Origin of the sequence: Pandoraea commovens (genome assembly GCF_024704525.1) — a bacterium.
In the GTDB taxonomy this organism is placed as follows: Bacteria; Pseudomonadota; Gammaproteobacteria; order Burkholderiales; family Burkholderiaceae; genus Pandoraea; species Pandoraea commovens.
Window position 1 is genome coordinate 1645131 of the sequence record NZ_CP102780.1, and the last position, 19466, is coordinate 1664596.

A 19466-nucleotide genomic window follows, 5' to 3' on the forward strand; every position below is an offset into this window, starting at 1 on the left:
CCATGCCTCATCCTATTTCCACCTTGGGCGCGGTGCATACCGCCATCAGTGTCGTGACGTTCGCAGCGGGCATCTCCAGCTTCGTTCGCTATCGAAAGATCGATCCGGCCAATCGCTCCGGCCAGCTTTATCTCGTCGGAATGTTGATCTCGGTGCTCACGTCGTTCGGGCTATCGAGCACGGGTGGATTCAACGTCGGCCATGCGCTGGGCATTCTGGCGTTGCTCGCGACGCTGGGTGGTTTGCTCATCCCGAAGATCGATTTTCTGGGACGTGTGCGCCCGTACCTCTCCCAGTTCGCTTTCGGGTTCAGCTTCTTTTTGCTGCTGGTGCCGGGGATCAATGAGACGCTGACGAGACTGCCTGCGAGCCATCCGCTCGCGAGCGGTCCGGAGTCGCCGCTCGTGCGCGGCGCACTCGGCGCGTGGCTGGGCATCTTCGTGCTCGGCTCGATCGTGCAATTCCTGTGGCTTCGTTCGCAACGTAGCCGCGCGTAAGCGACAACGTGACGAAACGCGTGGGAGGGCGTCGACATCGATTCGACGCTCTCCCGTTGCAATGTCAGGCGACGGCGTCGAGCGCGAAGTCGACCGCTGCCATCGCGTGTAATTCGGTGGTGTCGAACAGCAGCAGGTCGGTGTGTTCCGGCTTCACTAGCAGCGAAATCTCGGTGCAGCCGAGGATGATGGCTTGTGCGCCGCGTGCGGCGAGCCGTTGCATCACGTCCAGATAGACGGCGCGCGACGCATCGCTGACGATGCCCACGCAAAGTTCGTCGTAGATCACACGATGCACGGCGGCGCGGTCGTCGCTGTCCGGCACCAGCACGTCGAGTCCGAACTTCTGCTGCAGCCGTGACTTGATGAAATCCTGCTCCATCGTGAACGCGGTCCCTAGCAGGCCGACGCAGGTAATCTCACGTGCCTTTGCGGCATGTCCGACTGGATCGGCCACGTGGATGAGCGGGATCGAGACCGCGTCTTCGATGTAGTTCGCCAGCTTGTGCATCGTGTTCGTGCACAGCACCACACAGTCCGCGCCGCCTGCTTCCAGACGCATCGCCGCGTCGCGCAACATCACACCGGCGTCATCCCAGCGTCCCTCATGCTGGGCACGCTCAATCGGACCGAAATCCACGCTGAACATCAGTGTCTGCGCTGAGCGCAGCGGGCCGAGCCTCGCCTGCACCGCCTCGTTGACGATGCGGTAGTACTCCACGCTGGATTGCCAGCTCATGCCGCCGATCAAGCCGATAGTGCGCATGAATATTCCTTGTTCGGTAAAGACGATGTCCGCTGAGTGTGGGCTTAACGACGCACCAGTGCCACAACGTAGACGCAAGGTTGTTTGCCTGCGTTGAGGAACGTGCACGGTGCGGGCGGTCCGAGCTGAAGGCAGTCTCCTTCCTTGAGTTCATACGTCAACTCGCCTTCCTCGAACGTGAGCGTTCCCTTGCGCACCCAGATCTGCTGATGCTGAAACGTGAAGGCCGACGACGGATACGACACGTTCACGCCCGGCGGCAACGTCACTTCCAGCAACTCCAGCATGCCGCCATTGCGCGGTGACACGGCGCGGCGCAGATAGCCCGTCTCCGGGTCCTGCCAGACCAGTTGCTCGGCTTCGCGGCTCAAACGCTCTCCGGATTGTTCGGCGAGCGAAAGCAGCATCGACAGTTGCAGACCGAATGCGCCCGAGAGACGACCGAGCAGTGCAGCCGTCGGGCTGGCAGCGCCACGTTCGATCTTGCTGATCATCGCCTTCGAGACACCGGAGCGCTCAGCCAGATCGCCTAACGACCAGCCGCGGGATTCGCGCTCGATACGAATGCGATGCGAAATCGCGGGCGTCGGGTCCACCATCGGGGGAGTCATGCAGAGATTCCAAGGGTTTCGGGTTGCGAAATTATACAAGTCACCTCTATCACGACCCGGAAATTTAGCGTTTACCCCCATCTGAAATATTTTTGATCGTAGTCAAACGTCTACTATAGTAAACAGCAACAACGGATCGAACCGCATTGGTCCCGCCCCTAATTTGTTGCAGACAAGGAGTCAACATGCCCCGTGAAATTCGACTGAACGCCTTCGAGATGAACTGCGTGGGTCATATCCAGCAAGGTCTGTGGACGCATCCCCGCGATCAATCCACGCGCTACAGCGAGTTGCAATACTGGGTCGACTACGCGAAGAAGCTGGAAAAGGGGCTCTTCGACGGGATGTTCTTCGCCGACGTGGTCGGCGTGTATGACGTCTATGGCGGCAACGCCGACGCCGCGCTGCGCAACGCCGTGCAAGTCCCGGTCAACGATCCGCTCATGTTGATTCCGGCCATGGCTGCCGCCACGCAACACCTCGGCTTCGGTGTCACGGCCAACCTGACCTACGAGCAGCCGTTCCTGTTCGCGCGCCGCATGTCGACGCTCGATCACCTGACGGGCGGGCGTATCGGCTGGAACATCGTGACGGGCTATCTCGATAGCGCTGCGCGCGCCATCGGCATCGAAGGACAGATCGCGCACGACGACCGCTACGACCTGGCAGACGAGTACATGTCGCTCGTCTACAAGCTGTGGGAAGGCAGTTGGGACGACGACGCCGTGCTGGCCGACCGCGCAGGGGGCGTCTACGCCGATCCGTCGAAGGTGCGCGTGATCCATCACCACGGCAAGCAATACAAGGTCGACGCGATGCACCTGAGCGCCCCGTCGCCGCAACGCACGCCAGTGCTGTATCAGGCCGGTTCGTCGCCGCGCGGTTGCCAGTTCGCGGCCACCCACGCCGAGTGCGTCTTCGTGAACGGCCAGAAGATGGACGGCGTGAAGGAGATCGTCGACACGATCCGCGCCGAGGCTGTGAAGTACGGCCGCCAAGCGAGCGACGTCAAGGTCTTCATGGGCGCGACGCCCATCGTCGGCCGCACCGACGCTGAGGCAAAAGAGAAGTTCGAGGAGTATCGTCGTTACGTCAGCTCGGAAGGCGCTCTCGCACATGCAGCTGCGTCGCTGGGCATCGACTTCGCCAAGTACGACATCGACGAACCGATCGATACCGGCAAGAGCCAGGCCATCGTGTCGAACGTCACGGCCATGACGCGCGCCGCCGGTCCGCAATGGACGCGCCGCAAGCTGCTCGAACAGATGGTGCTCGGCAGTCGCCAGACGCCGTGGATCGGCTCGGCTCAGACCATTGCCGACCAGATGATGGCGTGGAGCGAGGCAACGGGTATCGACGGCTTCAACCTCTCGCGCACCGTCGTGCCGGAGTGCTTCGAAGACGTGATCGACCTCGTGGTGCCGCTGTTGCAGGAGCGTGGCGCGTACAAGACCTCGTACGGCGACGGCACGTACCGCAAGAAGCTCTTCGGTCATGACCGTCTGCCGCAGACGCACAGCGCTGCGCAGTACCGCTCGGGCGCGAAGTAAGCGTCCCCGTGAAAGCGAACCGTCACGTAGGCACGTATTGAACGAGGTGAAGGAAATGGACAAGAGCACGGTGGACAAATCGATCTTCCGCGAAGCGATGGCTGGCCTGGGTGCGGCCGTCAACGTCATCACCACCGACGGCCCTGGCGGGCTGGCCGGATGCACCGCCTCTGCCGTGTGCGCCGTCACCGACGATCCGCCCACGCTGCTCGTCTGCATCAACCGGGCGAGCCGCAACAACGCCGTGATGCGCGAGAACGCACGCCTGTGCGTGAACGTGCTGTCGGCCGACCAGCGCGACATCGCCATGCAGTTTGCGACGAAGGATCTGTCGATCGAAACGCGTTTCGCCAGCGGCGACTGGGACACCCTGCACACCGGCGCGCCGGCGCTGCAAGGTGCGGTGAGCGTGCTCGACTGCGAAGTGTCGTCGATCACCGAAGTTGGCACGCACACGGTCTTCTTCTGTGAAGTGAAGGCGGCGCGCTCGGCAGCGGCGCTCGACGGCCTGATCTATTTCGCACGCGGTTTCCACCGCGTCGGCATGGTCGCGCAAGCGGTCTCCGCCTGAGGACGCACTGCCCATGAAGTCTCCGTCCACCCTGCGCACCCTGCGCGAACACGGCGCACCCGACGGCAAGGTCGCCTCACTGGCGATCGTGCTGCTGGCGCAAGTGGCGGCGATGGGCGTCTGGTTTTCGTCGACGACCGCCGTCGCGCTGATCAAGCGCACGCAGGCAATTGCCTCGGGGGACGAGGCGATGCTCACCGGTGCGGTGCAGCTCGGGTTCGTGATCGGCACGGTCGTGTCGGCCACGCTCGCGCTGCCCGACCGGTACGATCTGCGTCGGATCTTCGCGGCGTCGGCGCTGATGGCGGCGCTCTCGACCGGTGCACTGGCCGTGCTGCCGCCGACCGGGCCGTTGGTGATTCTGCTGCGCCTGATCACGGGCATTTGCATGGCCGGTGTCTATCCGGTCGGCATCCGCCTTGTGGCAACGTGGGCCAAAGCCGACCTCGGTTTGCTGATCGGCTTGCTGGTCGCGGCGCTCACGCTGGGCTCCGCGAGTCCGCATCTGGTGGGCGGCCTACAAGATCTCGACTGGCGCTGGGTCTATCTCGCGGCGGCCACGCTGGCCGTGGCGTCGGGCGTAGCCATCGGTTTCGCTGAGATCGGCCCGAACATCAAGCGCGCGGCGCGCGTCGACTTCACGAAGGTCACGCAGGCGTGGCGCGACCCGGCGGTGCGGCTGGCGAATCTGGGCTATCTCGGTCACATGTGGGAGCTGTATGCCATGTGGGCGTGGCTCGGCCTGTTCCTGCAATACACGTTGCAACTGCACGGCGTGGCGGAGTTCCATGAGAAGGCCGAGATGCTGACGTTTGCGGTGATCGCGTTCGGCGCGGTCGGTGCGTGGGCGGGCGGCATGCTCGCGGATCGTCTGGGCCGAACGCTCGTCACGATGGGGGCGATGGCGCTCAGCGCGACGTGCGCCGCTGTGATCGGCTGGCTGCCTGCTGCACCGCTTGCACTTGTTGTGGGTGTCGCCTTCGTGTGGGGCTTCTCCGTCATTGCAGACTCGGCGCAGTTTTCGGCGGCCGTTGCGGAGCTGGCAGACCCGACGTCGGTTGGCACGCTGCTCACCGCACAGACGTGTGCCGGGTTCTTGCTCACGCTCGCCAGCATCCGGCTGGTGCCGGTGATCGTGGCGCACCTCGGCTGGCAGGGCGGCATGGGGGTGCTCGCTATCGGACCGGCCCTCGGCTGCGTGGCGATGTGGCGATTGCGTCAGCACCCGGCGTCGCTGCGCATGGCCGGTGGCAAGCGATAGCCCGATATCCCGATAGCGCACGAAGTTCTTTTCTTCCGTACCTCAAGTAACCCGAGACGTTGAAATGTATTCCTATCCCGACATCAAGATGCTGATCGGCGGTCAATGGCGCGCTGCGCCCGGCCAGCCGGTGACGAACCCCTCGGAAGGCACGACCATCGGCACGGTGCCGACGGCGACGCTCACCGACCTCGACGACGCTTTGGCTGCGGCCGAGCATGGTTTGCGCGTCTGGCGACGCACGTCGCCTGCACAGCGCACCGAGATCATGCTGCGTGCTATCGCGTTGCTCAAGGAGCGTGTCGAGAGCATCGCGTTCGCTATTTCGCTGGAGCAGGGCAAGACGCTGGCGCAGGCCCGCGCAGAAGTGTTGCGCGGCTGCGATCTGATGACGTGGGATGCCAACGAAGGCAAGCGTCTTTACGGTCGGGTCATTCCCGCCGAGCCGGGCATGCGTCACACCGTGGTGCGTGAGCCGGTCGGCGTAATCGCCGCCTTCACGCCGTGGAACTTCCCGATGAGTTCGCCCGCCCGCAAGGTCGGCGGCGCGCTTGCAGCGGGTTGCTCAATCATCCTCAAGGCGGCCGAAGAAACGCCGGCCGGTGCCGTGCTGATGGCGCAGGCATTCCAGGACGCAGGCTTGCCCGACGGTGTGTTCAACCTCGTGTTCGGCGACCCCGCGACGATTTCGTCACATCTGATTGCAAGCCCTGTGGTGCGCGGCATCACGTTCACGGGCTCCACGCCGGTCGGCAAGCATCTCGCCGGGTTGACGGCGAAGTACATGAAGCCCGCCATTCTGGAACTGGGCGGTCACGCACCGGTCATCGTGTGCGACGACGCCGACCCCGAAGCGGCGGCGCTTGCGTGCGTCAAGGGCAAGCTCAACAACGCCGGTCAGGTGTGTGTGGCGCCCACGCGCTTCTTCGTCCATCGCAAAGTCTACGACGCCTTCACGGCGGCGTTCGCGCGACATGGCGCGGCGATTCGCGCGGGTCACGCCCTCGAATCGTCGAGCGACATTGGCCCGGTGGTGAACCAGCGGCGTCTGGACGCACTGCATTCGCTGGTCGACGACGCCGTAGCGCGCGGCGCACGCGTACTGTGCGGCGGCGTTCGCGCCGAAGGCCCCGGCTACGTGTTCCCGTTCACCGCGCTGGCCGACGTGCCGTCGGATGCGCGCGCAATGCTCGAAGAACCGTTCGGCCCGCTGTCGCTGATCGTGCCCGTCGATAGCCTCGACGAAGCCATCGAGCGCGCCAACAGCGTGCCCTATGGGCTGGCGGGATACGCGTTCACCCGCTCGGCGGCGAACGCCTACCGCCTCGGCGACGAACTCGAAGTCGGCAACCTCGCGATCAACCATCTGGTCTCGGCAGTCTCCGAGACTCCGTTCGGTGGCGTGAAGGACAGCGGCTACGGCAGGGAAGGGGGCACCGAGGGGCTTGAGTGCTACACGCACGTCAAGAGCATCTCGCACCTGATGGAGACGGCGTAACCCGACGACGGATCTGTCGCGGTGAACGTACGGGACACGCTTCACCGCATACACGACGTGCCGGACGGCGGTTATCGCACATTCAAGCGCTTTGAATTTGCGATGCCCTGACCGGCCCGACAAGGCAACGGGAAAAACCAGGAGACGCTCATGCGGTCCATACATCTTTTAGCACTCCTACCAGTATTGGCGGTTCTGGTAGGTCCGTTTTTCGTCAACCGCGTCACGCCGTATGTGCTCGGCATGCCGTTTCTGCTGGCGTGGCTGGCGGGGGCGCTCGTGCTGACCTCTATTGTGATGGCGATCATCTATTACGCGGATCGGGCGCGATTCGAGGCGGCCGACCACGGCCAGGAAGGAGTCTGAGCATGAATAGCGCACTGATCTTCATCTTTCTGGCCATCGCACTGGCATTGTTCCTCGGCATCCGCGCGCGACGCGGCAAGGACATGAGCCTTGAGCAGTGGGCCGTCGGGGGTCGCGGTTTTGGCGCGGCCATCGTCTTCCTGCTGATGGCGGGCGAGATCTACACGACGTTCGTGTTCCTCGGCGGCAGCGGTTATGCGTATGGCCACGGTGCGGGCGCGTATTACCTGCTCGGCTACGGCAGCCTGCCGTTCATCCTGTCGTACTTCCTGTTGCCGCCGATCTGGCGCTATGCGAAGGAACGCAACCTGATCTCGCAGCCGGATTTCTTCGCCTCGAAGTACAACAGTCCGGTGCTCGGCGTGCTGGTGGCCATCGTCGGCTTTGCGGCGCTGGTGCCGTACCTCGTGTTGCAACTCAAGGGTCTTGGGATCATCGTGAGCGTGTCGTCGTATTCCGCGCTCTCGGCGAATCAGGGCGTGCTGATCGGCGCGGTCGTGGTCGCGGTGTATGTGGCGCTGTCCGGCGTGCACGGCTCGGCATGGACGTCGGTCGTCAAGGACGCGCTCGTCATGTTCGTGGCTGTGTTCCTTGGCCTTTATCTGCCGTATCACTACTACGGTGGCGTGGGTGAAATGTTCGCGGCCATCGAAAAGGCCAAGCCGGGCTTCCTGGCGCTCAAGGACGTGGGCGAAAGCCCGGTGTGGATGGTCTCCACGGTGATCCTGTCGACGCTAGGCTTCTACATGTGGCCGCACATGTTCATGGCGACGTACACGGCCAAGCGTGAGGAAGTGCTGCGCCGCAACGCCTTCGTGCTGCCGATCTACCAGCTCATGCTGCTGTTCATCCTCTTCGTCGGCTTTTCGGCGGTGCTCGCCGTGCCGGGCCTCACCGGCGGTGACATCGATCTGGCGCTGTTCAAGGTATCGCTCGCGACGTTCGATCCGTGGTTCGTCGGCGTGATCGGTGCGGCCGGGATTCTGACGGCGCTCGTGCCGGGTTCGATGATCCTGATGACGTCGGCCACGCTGCTTGCGAACAACGTATATCGCCCGATGCGTCCGCAGTCGAGCGATGCGCACGTCGCTCGCGTCGCCAAGTGGCTCGCCCCGGCGGTTATGGCGGTGGCGGTGCTGTTCACGCTCAACGGCGGTCAGACCATTGTGGCGCTGCTGCTCATGGCCTATGCGCTCGTGACGCAGTTGTTCCCGGTGTTGCTGGCGAGCCTGATCGGCAAGAACCTCGTGACCCGCCCGGCGGCGTTCGCCAGCATCATCGTCGGTGAAGCGACGGTGGCGTGGGTGTCGCTCACGAAGAAGTCGGTCGCTGCACTCTTCCCGTTCCTGCCGGACGCGCTCAAGGACCTCAACGTCGGCATCGTCGCGCTGGTGTTCAACGTGGCGACGCTGGTGGTCGTGACGCTGCTCACGCGCCGCACGGCGGCGACGGCGCAGCTCTCGGCAGACGCATCGTAATCCAGTCACAAGAGAAGTAACGAGGGCCCGTGGCCGCCTGGCAAGGGGCGGCGGGCTTTCGTGCAACAGACTAGCTATGACGACTTCCCTCGATATTCATCGCATCGCGTTCGTGCAGGCTGGCTGGCATGCCGACTTGCTCGACGGTGCGCGCGACGCCTTCCGGACGCGCATGACCGAACTGGGCGTGCCCGCCGACCGTATCCATCACTTCGATGTGCCCGGTGCGTTCGAAATTCCGTTGTTCGCGAGGCGCCTCGCGAAAAGCGGCCAGTACGACGCCATTGTCGGTGCAGCACTCGTCGTCAACGGTGGGATCTATCGTCACGAGTTCGTGGCGCAGGCCGTGGTCGATGGCCTGATGCGCGTGCAGCTTGACACCGATGTGCCGGTGTTCTCGATGTCGCTCACGCCGCACCACTTCCATTCGCACGACGAGCACTACGGCTTTTTCGACGAACATCTGCGCCACAAGGGCCGCGAAGTGGCCGATGCCTGTGTCGGCATGCTGCTCGCACTGACAAATCTCGACAACCCCGTCGACCGGACACACATCGCATCACCGACGCTCGCATCATCCCCACTGACCAAGGAATCTCTGACATGACGCCTCCGAGCGATCTGGACGTATTGCTCGCTGAGGGCGACGCCGACTTGCGCACCTTGCGCCGCGACCTGCATGCCCATCCCGAACTGCGCTTCGAAGAGCGCCGCACGGCGGATGTGGTCGCCGAGTATCTGACGTCGCTCGGCTACACGGTCGACCGTGGCATGGCGGGCACCGGTGTGGTGGCTAGCCTGCCGGGGGCAGACCCGTCGCGAGGCATTGTGTTGCGTGCCGACATGGATGCGCTGCCGATTCAGGAAGCGAACACGTTCTCGCATGCATCGTGTCATCACGGCGTGATGCACGCCTGCGGCCACGACGGCCACACGACGATGCTGCTCGGCGCGGCCCGCGTGCTGCGTCAGTTGCCGCAGTTGCCGGGTTCGGTGCATTTCGTCTTCCAGCCGGGCGAGGAGGGCGGCGCGGGCGCGCAGAAGATGATCGACGACGGCCTGTTCGAGCGCTTCCCGACGCAGGCCGTGTTTGGCATGCACAACTGGCCGACGCTGCCTGCGGGCGAGTTCGGCCTGCGCACCGGCCCGATCATGGCGGCGGGCGTTCGCTTCCGGATCACGATTCGCGGGAAGGGCGCGCATGCCGCGCAGCCGCATCTCGGCCTCGATCCGATTCCGCTCGCCTGCTCGATGGTGCTGCAATGCCAGACGCTGGCCGCCCGTCACAAGGATCCGGTCGCACCGGCGGTCATCTCCGTGTGCATGATGCACGCGGGCGACACGGACAACGTCATCCCCGACACGGCGGAGTTGCGTGGCACGATCCGCACGCTGTCGTCGGCCGTGCTGAGCCAGTTGCAGGACGGTATCCGCCGCATTGGCGACGGCTTGGCAGCGGCCTATGGTGCGACGATCGAGACCGAGTTCTTCCAGTACTACCCGGCGACCGTCAATACGGCGAACGAAGCTGCGCTATGCGAGCAAGTCATGCGCGAAACGTTCGGGGACGACGCCACGCATGCCGACGTGCCGCCCAACATGACGTCCGAGGACTTCGGTTTCATGCTCGAAGCGAAGCCGGGCGCTTATGTGCTGATCGGCAACGCACCACGTGGCGAAACCGGCGTCGGTTTGCATCATCCGGCCTACGACTTTAACGACGACATTATTCGCGACGGCGTGCGGTATTGGGTTGCACTTGCGCAGGCGTACTACGTAGGACCACGTAGACGATAATCGCCCGAAGTCAAGATTTTTTAATGCGACAAATTCAACGCACCTGCGTATTTTTATCCACGATGCAGGTGCGTTGTGCTTTCTGCTCCGAGCATTATTCGTGCCTGATATTTCAACCTAAGTCCCGATGAAATCAATGCAAAAGCACGTCGATTTCATCGAATAAAACGGACGTAAAACTTGCGCATCGGGACAAAATGTTTCGATACGCGCAACGTCTCCTTTTCTCCCTGAAACCCCACTGTTCATGGGGCTTTGTGGCGCAGCGGCAAAAGCACATTCCATCGGCTAGAGTGTATTTAAGCGTGTCTTACATGCGCTTTTATCCAACTAGAACAAGAGGAGACTGCTGAGATGCGGTTATTGCTATTGCTGCCGTTCATCGGCTTGTTGTGGGTGCCTTTCTACAACAAAGAACTGCCGGCCCTTTGGGGATTCCCCTTCTTTTACTGGTACCAGTTCGCCTGGGTGCCGCTGACCTCGCTGCTGATCTGGATCGTGTATCGCGATGGTCTGAAGAAAGGGGAAGAGTAAATGGACGCCGGTATCAACTGGACTGCGCTCGCGGTCTTCGTGTTTTTCTTCATCCTCGTCACTGTCATGGGGTTCTGGGCGTCGCGCTGGATGGCGGGACCGTCCAACAAAGGCGCGCATCTGGACGAGTGGGGCCTCGGTGGTCGTAACTTCGGCGCGTGGATTACGTGGTTCCTCGTCGGCGGCGACTTCTACACCGCTTACACCGTGATCGCTGTTCCCGCGCTGGTCTATGCCGTCGGTGCCTACGGCTTCTTTGCGTTGCCGTACACGATTCTCGTCTACCCGATCGTCTTCCTGATCATGCCCAAGCTGTGGCACGCCGCGCACAAGGCGGGTCACGTGACGGCGGCCGACGTGGTCTACGGTCGCTATCAGTCGCGTCCGCTGGAGTTTGCGATTGCACTCACCGGCGTGGTGGCGACGATGCCGTACATCGCGCTGCAACTGATCGGTATGGAAGTCGTGATCAAGGCGCTGGGACTGACCGGCGAGCTGCCGCTGCTCGCTGCGTTCGTGATTCTCGCGTTGTACACGTACTCGGCCGGACTGCGCGCACCCGCGCTGATCGCCTTCGTCAAGGACCTGATGATCTACATCGTGGTGCTCGTGGCGGTGGTCGTCGTGCCCGCGAAGCTGGGCGGCTACGGTGTCGTGTTCGACTCGGCGCGTGAGGTGTTCGCGAACAAGGGCGGGGCGACCGGCCTGACGCTCAAGCCGTCGCAGTTCCTGCCGTTCGCCACGCTGGCGCTCGGCTCGGCGATGGCTGCGTTCATGTATCCGCACACGCTCACGGGCATTTTCGCCGCGAAGGATGCGAACACGATTCGCAAGAACGCTGTCTTCCTGCCCGCCTACACTGTGTTGCTCGGCCTGATCGCGCTGCTTGGCTTCATGGCTTACGCGGCCGGCGTGAAGGTGCAGACCAACAACGACGTCGTACCGGCGTTGTTCAACGGTTTGTTCCCGAGCTGGTTCGCAGGCTTTGCGTTCGCCGCGATTGCCATCGGTGCGTTGGTGCCTGCGGCCGTGATGTCCATCGGTGCATCGAACCTGTTCACGCGCAACTTCTGGAAGCCGTACGTCAACCCGGGGATTTCGAACGAGGGTGAAGCGAAGGTGGCCAAGGTGGTGTCGCTGGTCGTGAAGCTGGGCGCGCTGGTGTTCATCCTGTTCCTGCCGACGAAGTTCGCACTCGACCTGCAATTGCTGGGCGGTGTGTGGATTCTGCAAACATTCCCGGCGCTCGTGTTCGGCCTGTTCGTGGGCTGGTTCGGCGCGCGTGCGTTGCTGTGCGGCTGGGCCGTCGGGATCGTGTGCGGGAGCTGGATGGCGTTTGCCGACGGTATCAAGCCTGTGCACTCGTTCACGGTGGGCGGTGATCAGTACGCGATGTACACCGGCCTGATCGCGCTGGCGCTGAACGTCGTCGTGGCCGTGGTCGCCAATCTGGTGCTGGGCAAGGGTTCGCGCCCGGCATTGCGTAGTGCGGCGTAATTGACGCAATGACTGAGTGGTTGCCACGCGCTGTCTGCGTGGCGTAGCGCATCATATGAGGGCGCCACATGCCGGGATACTCCCCAGGCATGTGGTGCCTTTTTCGTTTCATCACACCTGATCGTCAAGGACACGCGATGCGCAATCTGGATCAACACACGATCACGCAGGAAGCGATCGATCGCCTGACGGGCACGCCGGACCCGCGCGTGCGCGAAGTGCTCACCAGCCTCATCCGCCATCTGCACGACTTCGCACGCGACGTGAATCTGACGGAAGACGAATGGGCCAGGGGCATCGCCTTTCTGACGGCAACCGGGCAGAAGTGCGACGACAAGCGTCAGGAATTCATCCTGTTAAGCGATGTGCTGGGGCTGTCGATGCTCACTGTCGCGATGAATAACGCGAAGCCGCCGGAATGCACCGAGGCGACGGTGTTCGGGCCGTTCTTTGTCGATGGCGCACCGCATTACGAAAACGGCGACGACGTGGCGAACGGCGCATCGGGCGAGCCGTGCGAAGTCAGCGGCAGCATTCGCGGGCTGGACGGCCGTCCCGTTGCAAGCGCACGCATCGACGTGTGGCAGGCGGACGCGCAGGGCCTGTACGACGTGCAGCGCGACGACCTCGACACCGCGCAAGGACGCGGCGTACTCCATGCCGACGACGCGGGCACGTATCGTTTCCACACGGTGTTGGCCGAAGCGTATCCGATCCCCACCGACGGCCCTGTCGGCGAGTTGCTGGCGGCCACCGCGCGGCATCCGTGGCGTCCCGCGCATCTGCACTTCCGTATTGAAGCGCCGGGATACGAGACGCTGGTCACGCATGTCTTCCGCGAGGACGACAAATGGCTCGATTCGGACGCGGTGTTCGGCGTGCGTCAGTCACTGATCGCACCGTGGGTCCGCCGCGACGATGGCAGCTACGCGTTGCATTACGACTTCGTTCTCAATCCTGTCGCCAAGGATTGAGCGCTATCGCAGCCGCAGTCCCCACAGTGCATCGAGCACATGCTGCGTTGAGCGCTCCAGCGGCCCCGTGTGATGCGCGATGCCCAGATCGCGCCACACCGCGGGACGCAGCGGCCGCATGGCGATGCGCTCGTCCGTGTGGGGCGTCGTAGCTTCGTGCGGCAGAAGCGCCGCACCGTACCCGGCGGCGACGAGGCTCTTGATGGCGTCGTTGTAGTTGAGCTCGATGCGTGGCGTCGGATGATGTCCGGCGGCGGCGAACCATTCGGCCGTCTGGCGCGACAAGCGTGTCGTGCTGTCGTTCAGGATGAGCGGCTGGGCGGCGAGCCAGTCCGGCGTCACGCGTTTGGGCATCTCCCAGTGCGCAGGTAGGAACGCCATCACCGGATCGCGACGCCATTGCCGCAGCGTCAACCCTTTGACCTGCGATTGCGGCAACGCCACCAGCCCGAGATCGAGTGCGCCGCGATGCAGGCGGCTGAGCGTCTCCTGAGACGTGAGGATGGCGACCTGCACGTCGATGTCCGGATGATCCAGACGCAACGTTTCAAGCGCCTGCGGCAGCAAATGCGCGATGGCCCCCGTCGACGCGCCGATCCTCACCCGGCCCGCCAGTCCCTGTGCGTGCCGCTCGATGTCCTCCAGCGTGCGCTCCGCGTCGGCCAGCAGCCGCCGGGCGCGCTCGACCAGCGCCTCGCCGACCGACGTCGGTCGCACGTGCCCGCGCTTGCGCGACAATAGTTGTGCGCCCACGCGCGCTTCCAGATCCGAGATATGCAGGCTGACGGTCGGTGGCGAGAGGTGCAGCGCCTGCGCCGCATCGGCAAACGAGCCGCTGTCGGCGACGGCCACCAGCGTCTTCAATCGGTCGAGACTGATCTCTCTCATATCGTCACTGTCATATCGTGAGGTGTGATTCAGAAAATTAGAATTTCAGATTCACGAAATTCAACTTTTTTTATTTCACTCGTGGCGAGAAGATACCACTTCGACGAGGTTTACGTTTCCACTGATGGGGTATCCGATATGTCTTCTCCGCTTGTCTTTATCGATGGTGACCAGGGCACCACGGGATTGCAGATCCACGAGCAACTGCGTGGACGCACCGATATTCAGCTGCTGACGTTGCCGGACACCCATCGCAAGGATCCTCAACATCGCGCCGAGGCGATCAACAGCTGCGACATCGCGATTCTCTGTCTGCCGGACCCCGCCGCGCGTGAGGCCGCCGCGTCTATCGTCAATCCGCATGTCCGGGTGATCGACGCGAGTTCGGCGCATCGCACGCACACCGACTGGGTGTACGGTTTCCCCGAAATGGCGAAAGGGCAGGCCGAGCGCGTGGCGAGCGCCAAACGCGTGTCGAACCCCGGCTGCTATCCCACAGGTGCGGTGGGCCTGCTGCGGCCGTTGGTCGACGCCGGGCTGATCCCGCGCGACTATCCAATCAGCGTCAACGCCGTGTCGGGGTATTCCGGTCGCGGACGTGCCGGGGTCGAGGAGCACGAAGGGCCGAATGCGACACCCCGGTCGACGCATCGCGTGTATGGGCTGGAGTTGTCGCACAAGCACGCGCCGGAGATCGAACAACGCTCGGGTCTCGCGTTCCGCCCCCTGTTCCTGCCGTCGTATGGCTCGTACCGGCAAGGCATCGTGCTGACGATTCCGCTTCAGGCGCGTTTGCTGGCGCCGGGCGTCGACGGCCGCGCGTTGCACGACGCGTTGTCGGCTCACTACGCCGATGAAAAATTCGTCCAGGTGATGCCGATGGAAGCGCCGGGCGTTGTGAAACAGCTCGATCCGGAGGCGATGAACGGCACGAACGTCATGCAATTGAGCGTGTTCGCGCACCCGGAAAACGGCCAGATCCTGCTTGCAGCGGTGCTCGACAACCTTGGCAAGGGCGCGTCGGGGGCAGCGATTCAGAATCTGGATCTGATGCTTACTCAGTAAAACAGGCGACATTGGCAAAACAACGGCGTCCTCGGACGCCATTGTTTTGCCTGGGACCTGCCCCCGGAAAACTGCGCGGATGTTGTATCGTCAGGGCTCCCGTAATTTGTTGTCGAAGTCCCCCCGATGATGCCGCTTCACTCCGATCCAGCGTTTTTTCAACTTCTGGCGGATAGCCACGCAAGACTGCTTGGCCGCCCGCTCGTCCCGCAAGACATCCCCTCCGAAGACGCCGTCGAATGGCTCTACGAGCACGCACCCTTTGCCGTGCTCGCGCACAACACGGCCGCCGATCCGGTGTTCATGTACGGCAACAAGATGGCGCAGCGCCGCTTTGGTTACGACTGGGAGGAAATCACCCGTTTGCCGTCGCGCCTGTCGGCCGAAGCGCCGAACCGTGAGGAGCGTCAGCAGTTCCTCGAACGCGTTCAGCGTCTGGGCTATGAGTCGGGCTACAAGGGCGTGCGCATCACCAAGACCGGTGAGCGTTTCATGATCGAAGAGGCCACGCTGTGGCAGTTGATCGACGCCGACGGCAAGCTGCATGGGCAGGCCGTCGTCATTCCGCGCACTCGCGATATGTGAGCGGTTGGCGCAGATCGGGGCACGCGAGGCGAACGACGCCTCGCGTCATCCCTTTAGCCGTTCACCGATTCGATGGCGATTTCCGGATGCTTGTGGAATTCAGTGAGCGCGCCGTCGTCCGGGCGCGCGTCGGTGACGAGCGTCCATGCGCGCTCAAGCGGCGTCCAGTGCTGCTGACTTGCGCGGTCGAGTTTGTTCGCCGTCACTAATACATAGACGCTCGCGGACTGGCGAATGATGCACTCCTTGAGCCACGCCTGTTCGGCCGACGCTTCGCACAGTCCGCGTCCGGCGACGACACCGTCTGCGCCGAGAAACGCCTTGTCGACGGAAACCCGCGAGAGCGCGAGCTGCGCCAGCGGTCCGAGCACGCTCATGCTCGACGGACGCACGTCGCCGCCGATGAGCGTCACCGGCACCTTGTTGGCGGCCAGCGCACCGACGGCGAGTAAATTGTTCGTGACGACCTGCACGCTCTCGCGCCCCGCGAGGAAACGCGCCATTGCTTCGGTCGTCGTACCGCCATCGAGAAAGATCGTGTCGCCGTCGGCGACATGCGCCACCGCAGCGCGGGCGATGGCGTCTTTCTGTTCGCGAAAACTCTCGCGACGCAATTCCAGAGATTCTTCCGGTTCGTGCATACGTACGGGCGCCGCGGCACCACCGTACGTGCGCACGATGCGGCGTTCATCGGCCAGCGCGCGCAGGTCGCGCCGCACGGTCGCCTCCGACATGCCGAAGTGCGCGCACAGCGCAGCCACATCGGTCATGCCCGACAGGACAGCTTTGAAAATCGCCTCGCGGCGGTTAGCAACTTTCATGGAGGGATCGCTCAGTGATACGAATGGCAAAGTCTTACGGGCGAGCGCCATGCCGTCAGGGCTGACTCAGTTCGGACTGAAGGCTGACAGCGGGTTCGCCGCACGGCGCGCATAGTGTAGCTTGCGATGCCCGCCATCCGGCGGGGACGTTGGCAAACGAGCGGGGAGGGGTGCATCCAGCATGCTGCTTGTCAAAAATGATCGATTCAATCATTTTGACGATCCGGATGCCCTCGTTTTGACCGATTTCACCCAAGGATAAACCCCTAGTCACAAAGTTTGCACATTTTTCTGGCAGAGATTAGACTTCCGTCTGCTCAAATCGATCAAAATAATGATCGATCAATCAATATCGATATCAGTCGGGAGACAACAATGGCTCAAATTCGTATCAAGCGCGGCATCGAACGCGTACCGGGCGGGATGATGATTGTCCCCCTGCTGATCGGCTCGTTGATTGCCACGTTCATGCCGGGTATGCCGAAGTTCTTCGGCTCGTTCACGAACGCGCTGTTCACCGGTGCGCTGCCGATTCTCGCGGTGTTCTACGTCTGCATGGGCGCGAGCATCGACGTGAAGGCCACGCCGTACCTCATCAAGAAGGGCGGCGCGCTGTTCGCCGCTAAGGTGGGCGCGGCGATTGTCGTGGGCATCGTGCTGGGTCACTTCCTGGGCGAAGCCCCGGTGACGTCGGGCATGTTCGCGGGCATCTCCACGCTGGCCGTGGTCGCCGCGATGAATGACACCAACGGCGGCCTGTACATGGCGCTGATGGGCCAGTACGGTCGTTCGGAAGACGTGGGCGCGTACACGATCATGTCGCTCGAATCGGGTCCGTTCCTGACGATGGTCACGCTGGGCGTGGCCGGTCTGTCGGCGTTCCCGTGGCCGACGCTGGTCGGCAGCATTCTGCCGCTGGCCGTGGGCATGCTGCTCGGTAACCTCGACCGCGAAATGCGCGACTTTCTGGGCCGTGCCGTCCCCGTCATGATTCCGTTCTTCGCGCTGGCACTCGGCGCTGGCCTCGATCTGCACAAGGTCTGGCAAGCCGGCCTGCTGGGCATACTGCTCGGTTTCGCCGTCGTCGTCGTGACGGGCATTCCGCTGTACATCGTCGACCGTCTGACGGGCGGCACGGGCGTGGCCGGTACGGCTGCTGCCAACACGGCAGGGAATGCCGCGGCGGTGCCTGCGCTGATCGCAGCGGCTAACCCCGTTTATGAAGAAGCCGCCAAGAGCGCGACGCTGCTCGTGGCAGCGTGCGTGGTGGTGACCGCCATCGTCTCGCCGATCCTGACGGCGGCCGTCGCCAAGCGTGCGATGGCGCGCAACACGGCAAAGGCAGCGGGCTCGGGTAAGGGAGCGGTGCAGTGAGTGTTCTGATTGTCGCCGACGATCTGTCCGGCGCTGCCGACTGTGCCATTGGCTTTACCAATGCCGGACGGCGCAGTGTGGTGTCGCTCGACGTCGACGGCTTCAACGCCTCGGCACAAGTCGTCGCCATCGACACCGACACGCGGCGTCTCACACCGGGTGAAGCGGCTGCACGCGCGGTCGCGGCCTGGCAGCGACTGGCGGCACCGGGCCGTCGTCTGTACAAGAAAATCGACTCGACGTTGCGCGGCAACTGGGTGGCCGAAGTGGCGGCCTTGCAGCCGCTCGCGGGACTGGCGGTTGTCGCGCCCGCGTTTCCTGCGACGGGACGCACCGTGCGCGACGGCGAAGTCTTCGTGCGCGGTGTGCCGCTGGCCGAGACGGACACGTGGCAGTTGGAGCATGAAGGGCAGGAAGCGCGTCTCGCACCCATGCTGAGCGCGGCCGGGATGGTCACGCAGACGGTGTCTGTCGAGACGCTGCGCGACGAACTCGCGCAGGTGACATCGGCGTTGGCTGGCATCGTCGCGCAAGCTCGCGCAGCGGGCGTGACGGCGCTGATCGTCGACGCGCAGACCGACGACGATCTCGCCATGCTCGCGCGCGCCAGCACGTCGCTCACGGAAATCTTCTGGGTCGGTTCGGGCGGTCTCGCTCGTGAACTGGCCGAACTGCCGGAATTGTTCGAGGTGCCGGAAGGCGCAACGCAGTCGGCAGTAGCGGCAAGCAACGTTGACACCGATAACGGCAAGGGCCGCGTGTTGACGCTCGTCGGCAGCTTGTCGGCAGTCTCACGGCAGCAATGTGCGCGACTGTGCGAAGACAATGCGGTCGTGGAGTGGGTCGTGCCGCCTGCCGTATTGCGTGCAGGTGCTGCGCATCCGCAGAGCGCCGTGTGGTGCGAACGCATCGGCGAAGCCATCGAGGAAGGCACCGACCTGCTCGTGCGCATCGGACGCGACGATGCGTTCGATCCCGCCGAAGGCGCACAACTCTCGGCCGCATTGGCGGCATTGATTGCGCCGCACTTCGCGAAGCTGTCGGGACTGATCGTCACGGGCGGAGAAACGGCCCGCGCCATGTTGAGCGCTGCGAACATCGGCGCACTGGAACTGCTGTCGGAAGTGGAGCCGGGCGTGGCCGTCGGACGTCCCGCCAACGGTGCGCCCATGCGCATCGTCACGAAGGCTGGCGCATTCGGTGGTGAGGCGGCGCTGCACAGCGCCTATCGTCACCTGCGCGCGGCGGCGGATGCTAGCGTCGGTTGACGCAAGACGTGACGCCGTCCGCAAACGAACACCTGGAAATCGCCCCGGCCTGTGCGCCGGGCAAC

Annotated in this window: 20 protein-coding genes; 16 read left to right on the top strand and 4 right to left on the bottom strand. The window is 63.5% G+C overall.

The features are described 5' to 3' along the window. The first annotated feature begins 2 nt into the window (after positions 1-2). Positions 3-497, top strand: a complete 495-nt coding sequence (locus NTU39_RS07915) for a hypothetical protein (protein ID WP_257959622.1) — start codon at positions 3-5, stop codon at positions 495-497. A gap of 64 nt (positions 498-561) precedes the next feature. Here the strand turns inward: NTU39_RS07915 and NTU39_RS07920 are convergent, their stop codons facing one another. Both NTU39_RS07920 and NTU39_RS07925 read right to left on the bottom strand, forming a co-directional pair. Continuing rightward, positions 562-1263: an aspartate/glutamate racemase family protein gene (locus NTU39_RS07920; RefSeq protein WP_150665808.1), complete on the bottom strand. Its 702-nt coding sequence runs from the start codon at positions 1261-1263 to the stop codon at positions 562-564. A 44-nt stretch (positions 1264-1307) separates the two neighbouring features. After that, positions 1308-1874: a helix-turn-helix domain-containing protein gene (locus NTU39_RS07925; protein WP_046291224.1), complete on the bottom strand. Its 567-nt coding sequence runs from the start codon at positions 1872-1874 to the stop codon at positions 1308-1310. Between the two features lie 185 nt (positions 1875-2059). Here NTU39_RS07925 and NTU39_RS07930 point away from each other — a divergent pair, with 185 nt between their 5' ends. The 11 genes from NTU39_RS07930 to NTU39_RS07980 all read left to right on the top strand — a co-directional run bounded on the left by NTU39_RS07930 (position 2060) and on the right by NTU39_RS07980 (position 13400). Then, complete coding sequence (locus tag NTU39_RS07930; RefSeq protein ID WP_150665807.1) at positions 2060-3424, top strand: LLM class flavin-dependent oxidoreductase; 1365 nt, start codon at positions 2060-2062, stop codon at positions 3422-3424. A 55-nt stretch (positions 3425-3479) separates the two neighbouring features. Beyond that, positions 3480-3995, top strand: a complete 516-nt coding sequence (locus tag NTU39_RS07935) for a flavin reductase (RefSeq protein WP_150665806.1) — start codon at positions 3480-3482, stop codon at positions 3993-3995. 13 nt (positions 3996-4008) lie between these two features. Next, entirely contained in the window at positions 4009-5256 is a 1248-nt protein-coding gene (locus NTU39_RS07940) for an MFS transporter (protein ID WP_257959623.1), read from the top strand. Positions 5257-5320: 64 nt separating this feature from the next. Continuing rightward, on the top strand, positions 5321-6754 hold the full coding sequence (locus NTU39_RS07945; protein ID WP_150665804.1) for an NAD-dependent succinate-semialdehyde dehydrogenase: 1434 nt from the start codon (positions 5321-5323) through the stop codon (positions 6752-6754). 150 nt (positions 6755-6904) lie between these two features. Further along, complete coding sequence (locus NTU39_RS07950) at positions 6905-7120, top strand: DUF3311 domain-containing protein (RefSeq protein WP_150577397.1); 216 nt, start codon at positions 6905-6907, stop codon at positions 7118-7120. Positions 7121-7122: 2 nt separating this feature from the next. Next, the gene (locus tag NTU39_RS07955; protein ID WP_150665803.1) at positions 7123-8598 is read left to right on the top strand and encodes a sodium:solute symporter family protein; all 1476 of its coding nucleotides are present in this window, start codon (positions 7123-7125) and stop codon (positions 8596-8598) included. A 76-nt stretch (positions 8599-8674) separates the two neighbouring features. Further along, positions 8675-9205 (top strand): 6,7-dimethyl-8-ribityllumazine synthase, encoded by a 531-nt coding sequence (locus NTU39_RS07960; RefSeq protein WP_150665802.1) that lies wholly within the window; start codon positions 8675-8677, stop codon positions 9203-9205. Next, positions 9202-10395, top strand: coding sequence for a M20 aminoacylase family protein (locus NTU39_RS07965; protein WP_257959624.1), 1194 nt, complete (start codon positions 9202-9204; stop codon positions 10393-10395). Before NTU39_RS07960 ends, NTU39_RS07965 begins: the two co-directional genes overlap by 4 nt. Before the next feature lie 354 nt (positions 10396-10749). After that, complete coding sequence (locus NTU39_RS07970; protein ID WP_257959625.1) at positions 10750-10929, top strand: DUF3311 domain-containing protein; 180 nt, start codon at positions 10750-10752, stop codon at positions 10927-10929. Then, positions 10930-12426, top strand: a complete 1497-nt coding sequence (gene mctP / locus NTU39_RS07975; protein WP_150665800.1) for a monocarboxylate uptake permease MctP — start codon at positions 10930-10932, stop codon at positions 12424-12426. 137 nt (positions 12427-12563) lie between these two features. Next, positions 12564-13400 (top strand): intradiol ring-cleavage dioxygenase, encoded by an 837-nt coding sequence (locus NTU39_RS07980; RefSeq protein ID WP_257959626.1) that lies wholly within the window; start codon positions 12564-12566, stop codon positions 13398-13400. 3 nt (positions 13401-13403) lie between these two features. Here the strand turns inward: NTU39_RS07980 and NTU39_RS07985 are convergent, their stop codons facing one another. Next, positions 13404-14288 (bottom strand): LysR family transcriptional regulator, encoded by an 885-nt coding sequence (locus tag NTU39_RS07985; RefSeq protein WP_257959627.1) that lies wholly within the window; start codon positions 14286-14288, stop codon positions 13404-13406. A gap of 138 nt (positions 14289-14426) precedes the next feature. Here NTU39_RS07985 and argC point away from each other — a divergent pair, with 138 nt between their 5' ends. Then, on the top strand, positions 14427-15353 hold the full coding sequence (gene argC, locus NTU39_RS07990) for an N-acetyl-gamma-glutamyl-phosphate reductase (protein ID WP_257959628.1): 927 nt from the start codon (positions 14427-14429) through the stop codon (positions 15351-15353). A 126-nt stretch (positions 15354-15479) separates the two neighbouring features. Next, positions 15480-15938 carry an MEKHLA domain-containing protein gene (locus NTU39_RS07995; protein ID WP_150665796.1) on the top strand — a complete coding sequence of 153 codons (459 nt, stop codon included), beginning with the start codon at positions 15480-15482 and terminating at the stop codon, positions 15936-15938. A 53-nt stretch (positions 15939-15991) separates the two neighbouring features. On the opposite strand, the gene NTU39_RS08000 is transcribed toward NTU39_RS07995, so the two are convergent. After that, entirely contained in the window at positions 15992-16759 is a 768-nt protein-coding gene (locus NTU39_RS08000; RefSeq protein WP_150665795.1) for a DeoR/GlpR family DNA-binding transcription regulator, read from the bottom strand. Positions 16760-17134: 375 nt separating this feature from the next. On the opposite strand from NTU39_RS08000, the gene NTU39_RS08005 reads away from it, so the two are divergent. Together NTU39_RS08005 and NTU39_RS08010 are read left to right on the top strand one after the other, a co-directional pair. Further along, on the top strand, positions 17135-18133 hold the full coding sequence (locus NTU39_RS08005) for a 2-keto-3-deoxygluconate permease (protein WP_150665793.1): 999 nt from the start codon (positions 17135-17137) through the stop codon (positions 18131-18133). After that, positions 18130-19401 (top strand): four-carbon acid sugar kinase family protein, encoded by a 1272-nt coding sequence (locus NTU39_RS08010; RefSeq protein ID WP_257959629.1) that lies wholly within the window; start codon positions 18130-18132, stop codon positions 19399-19401. The genes NTU39_RS08005 and NTU39_RS08010 overlap by 4 nt, the downstream gene beginning before the upstream one ends. Positions 19402-19466 lie beyond the last annotated feature (65 nt).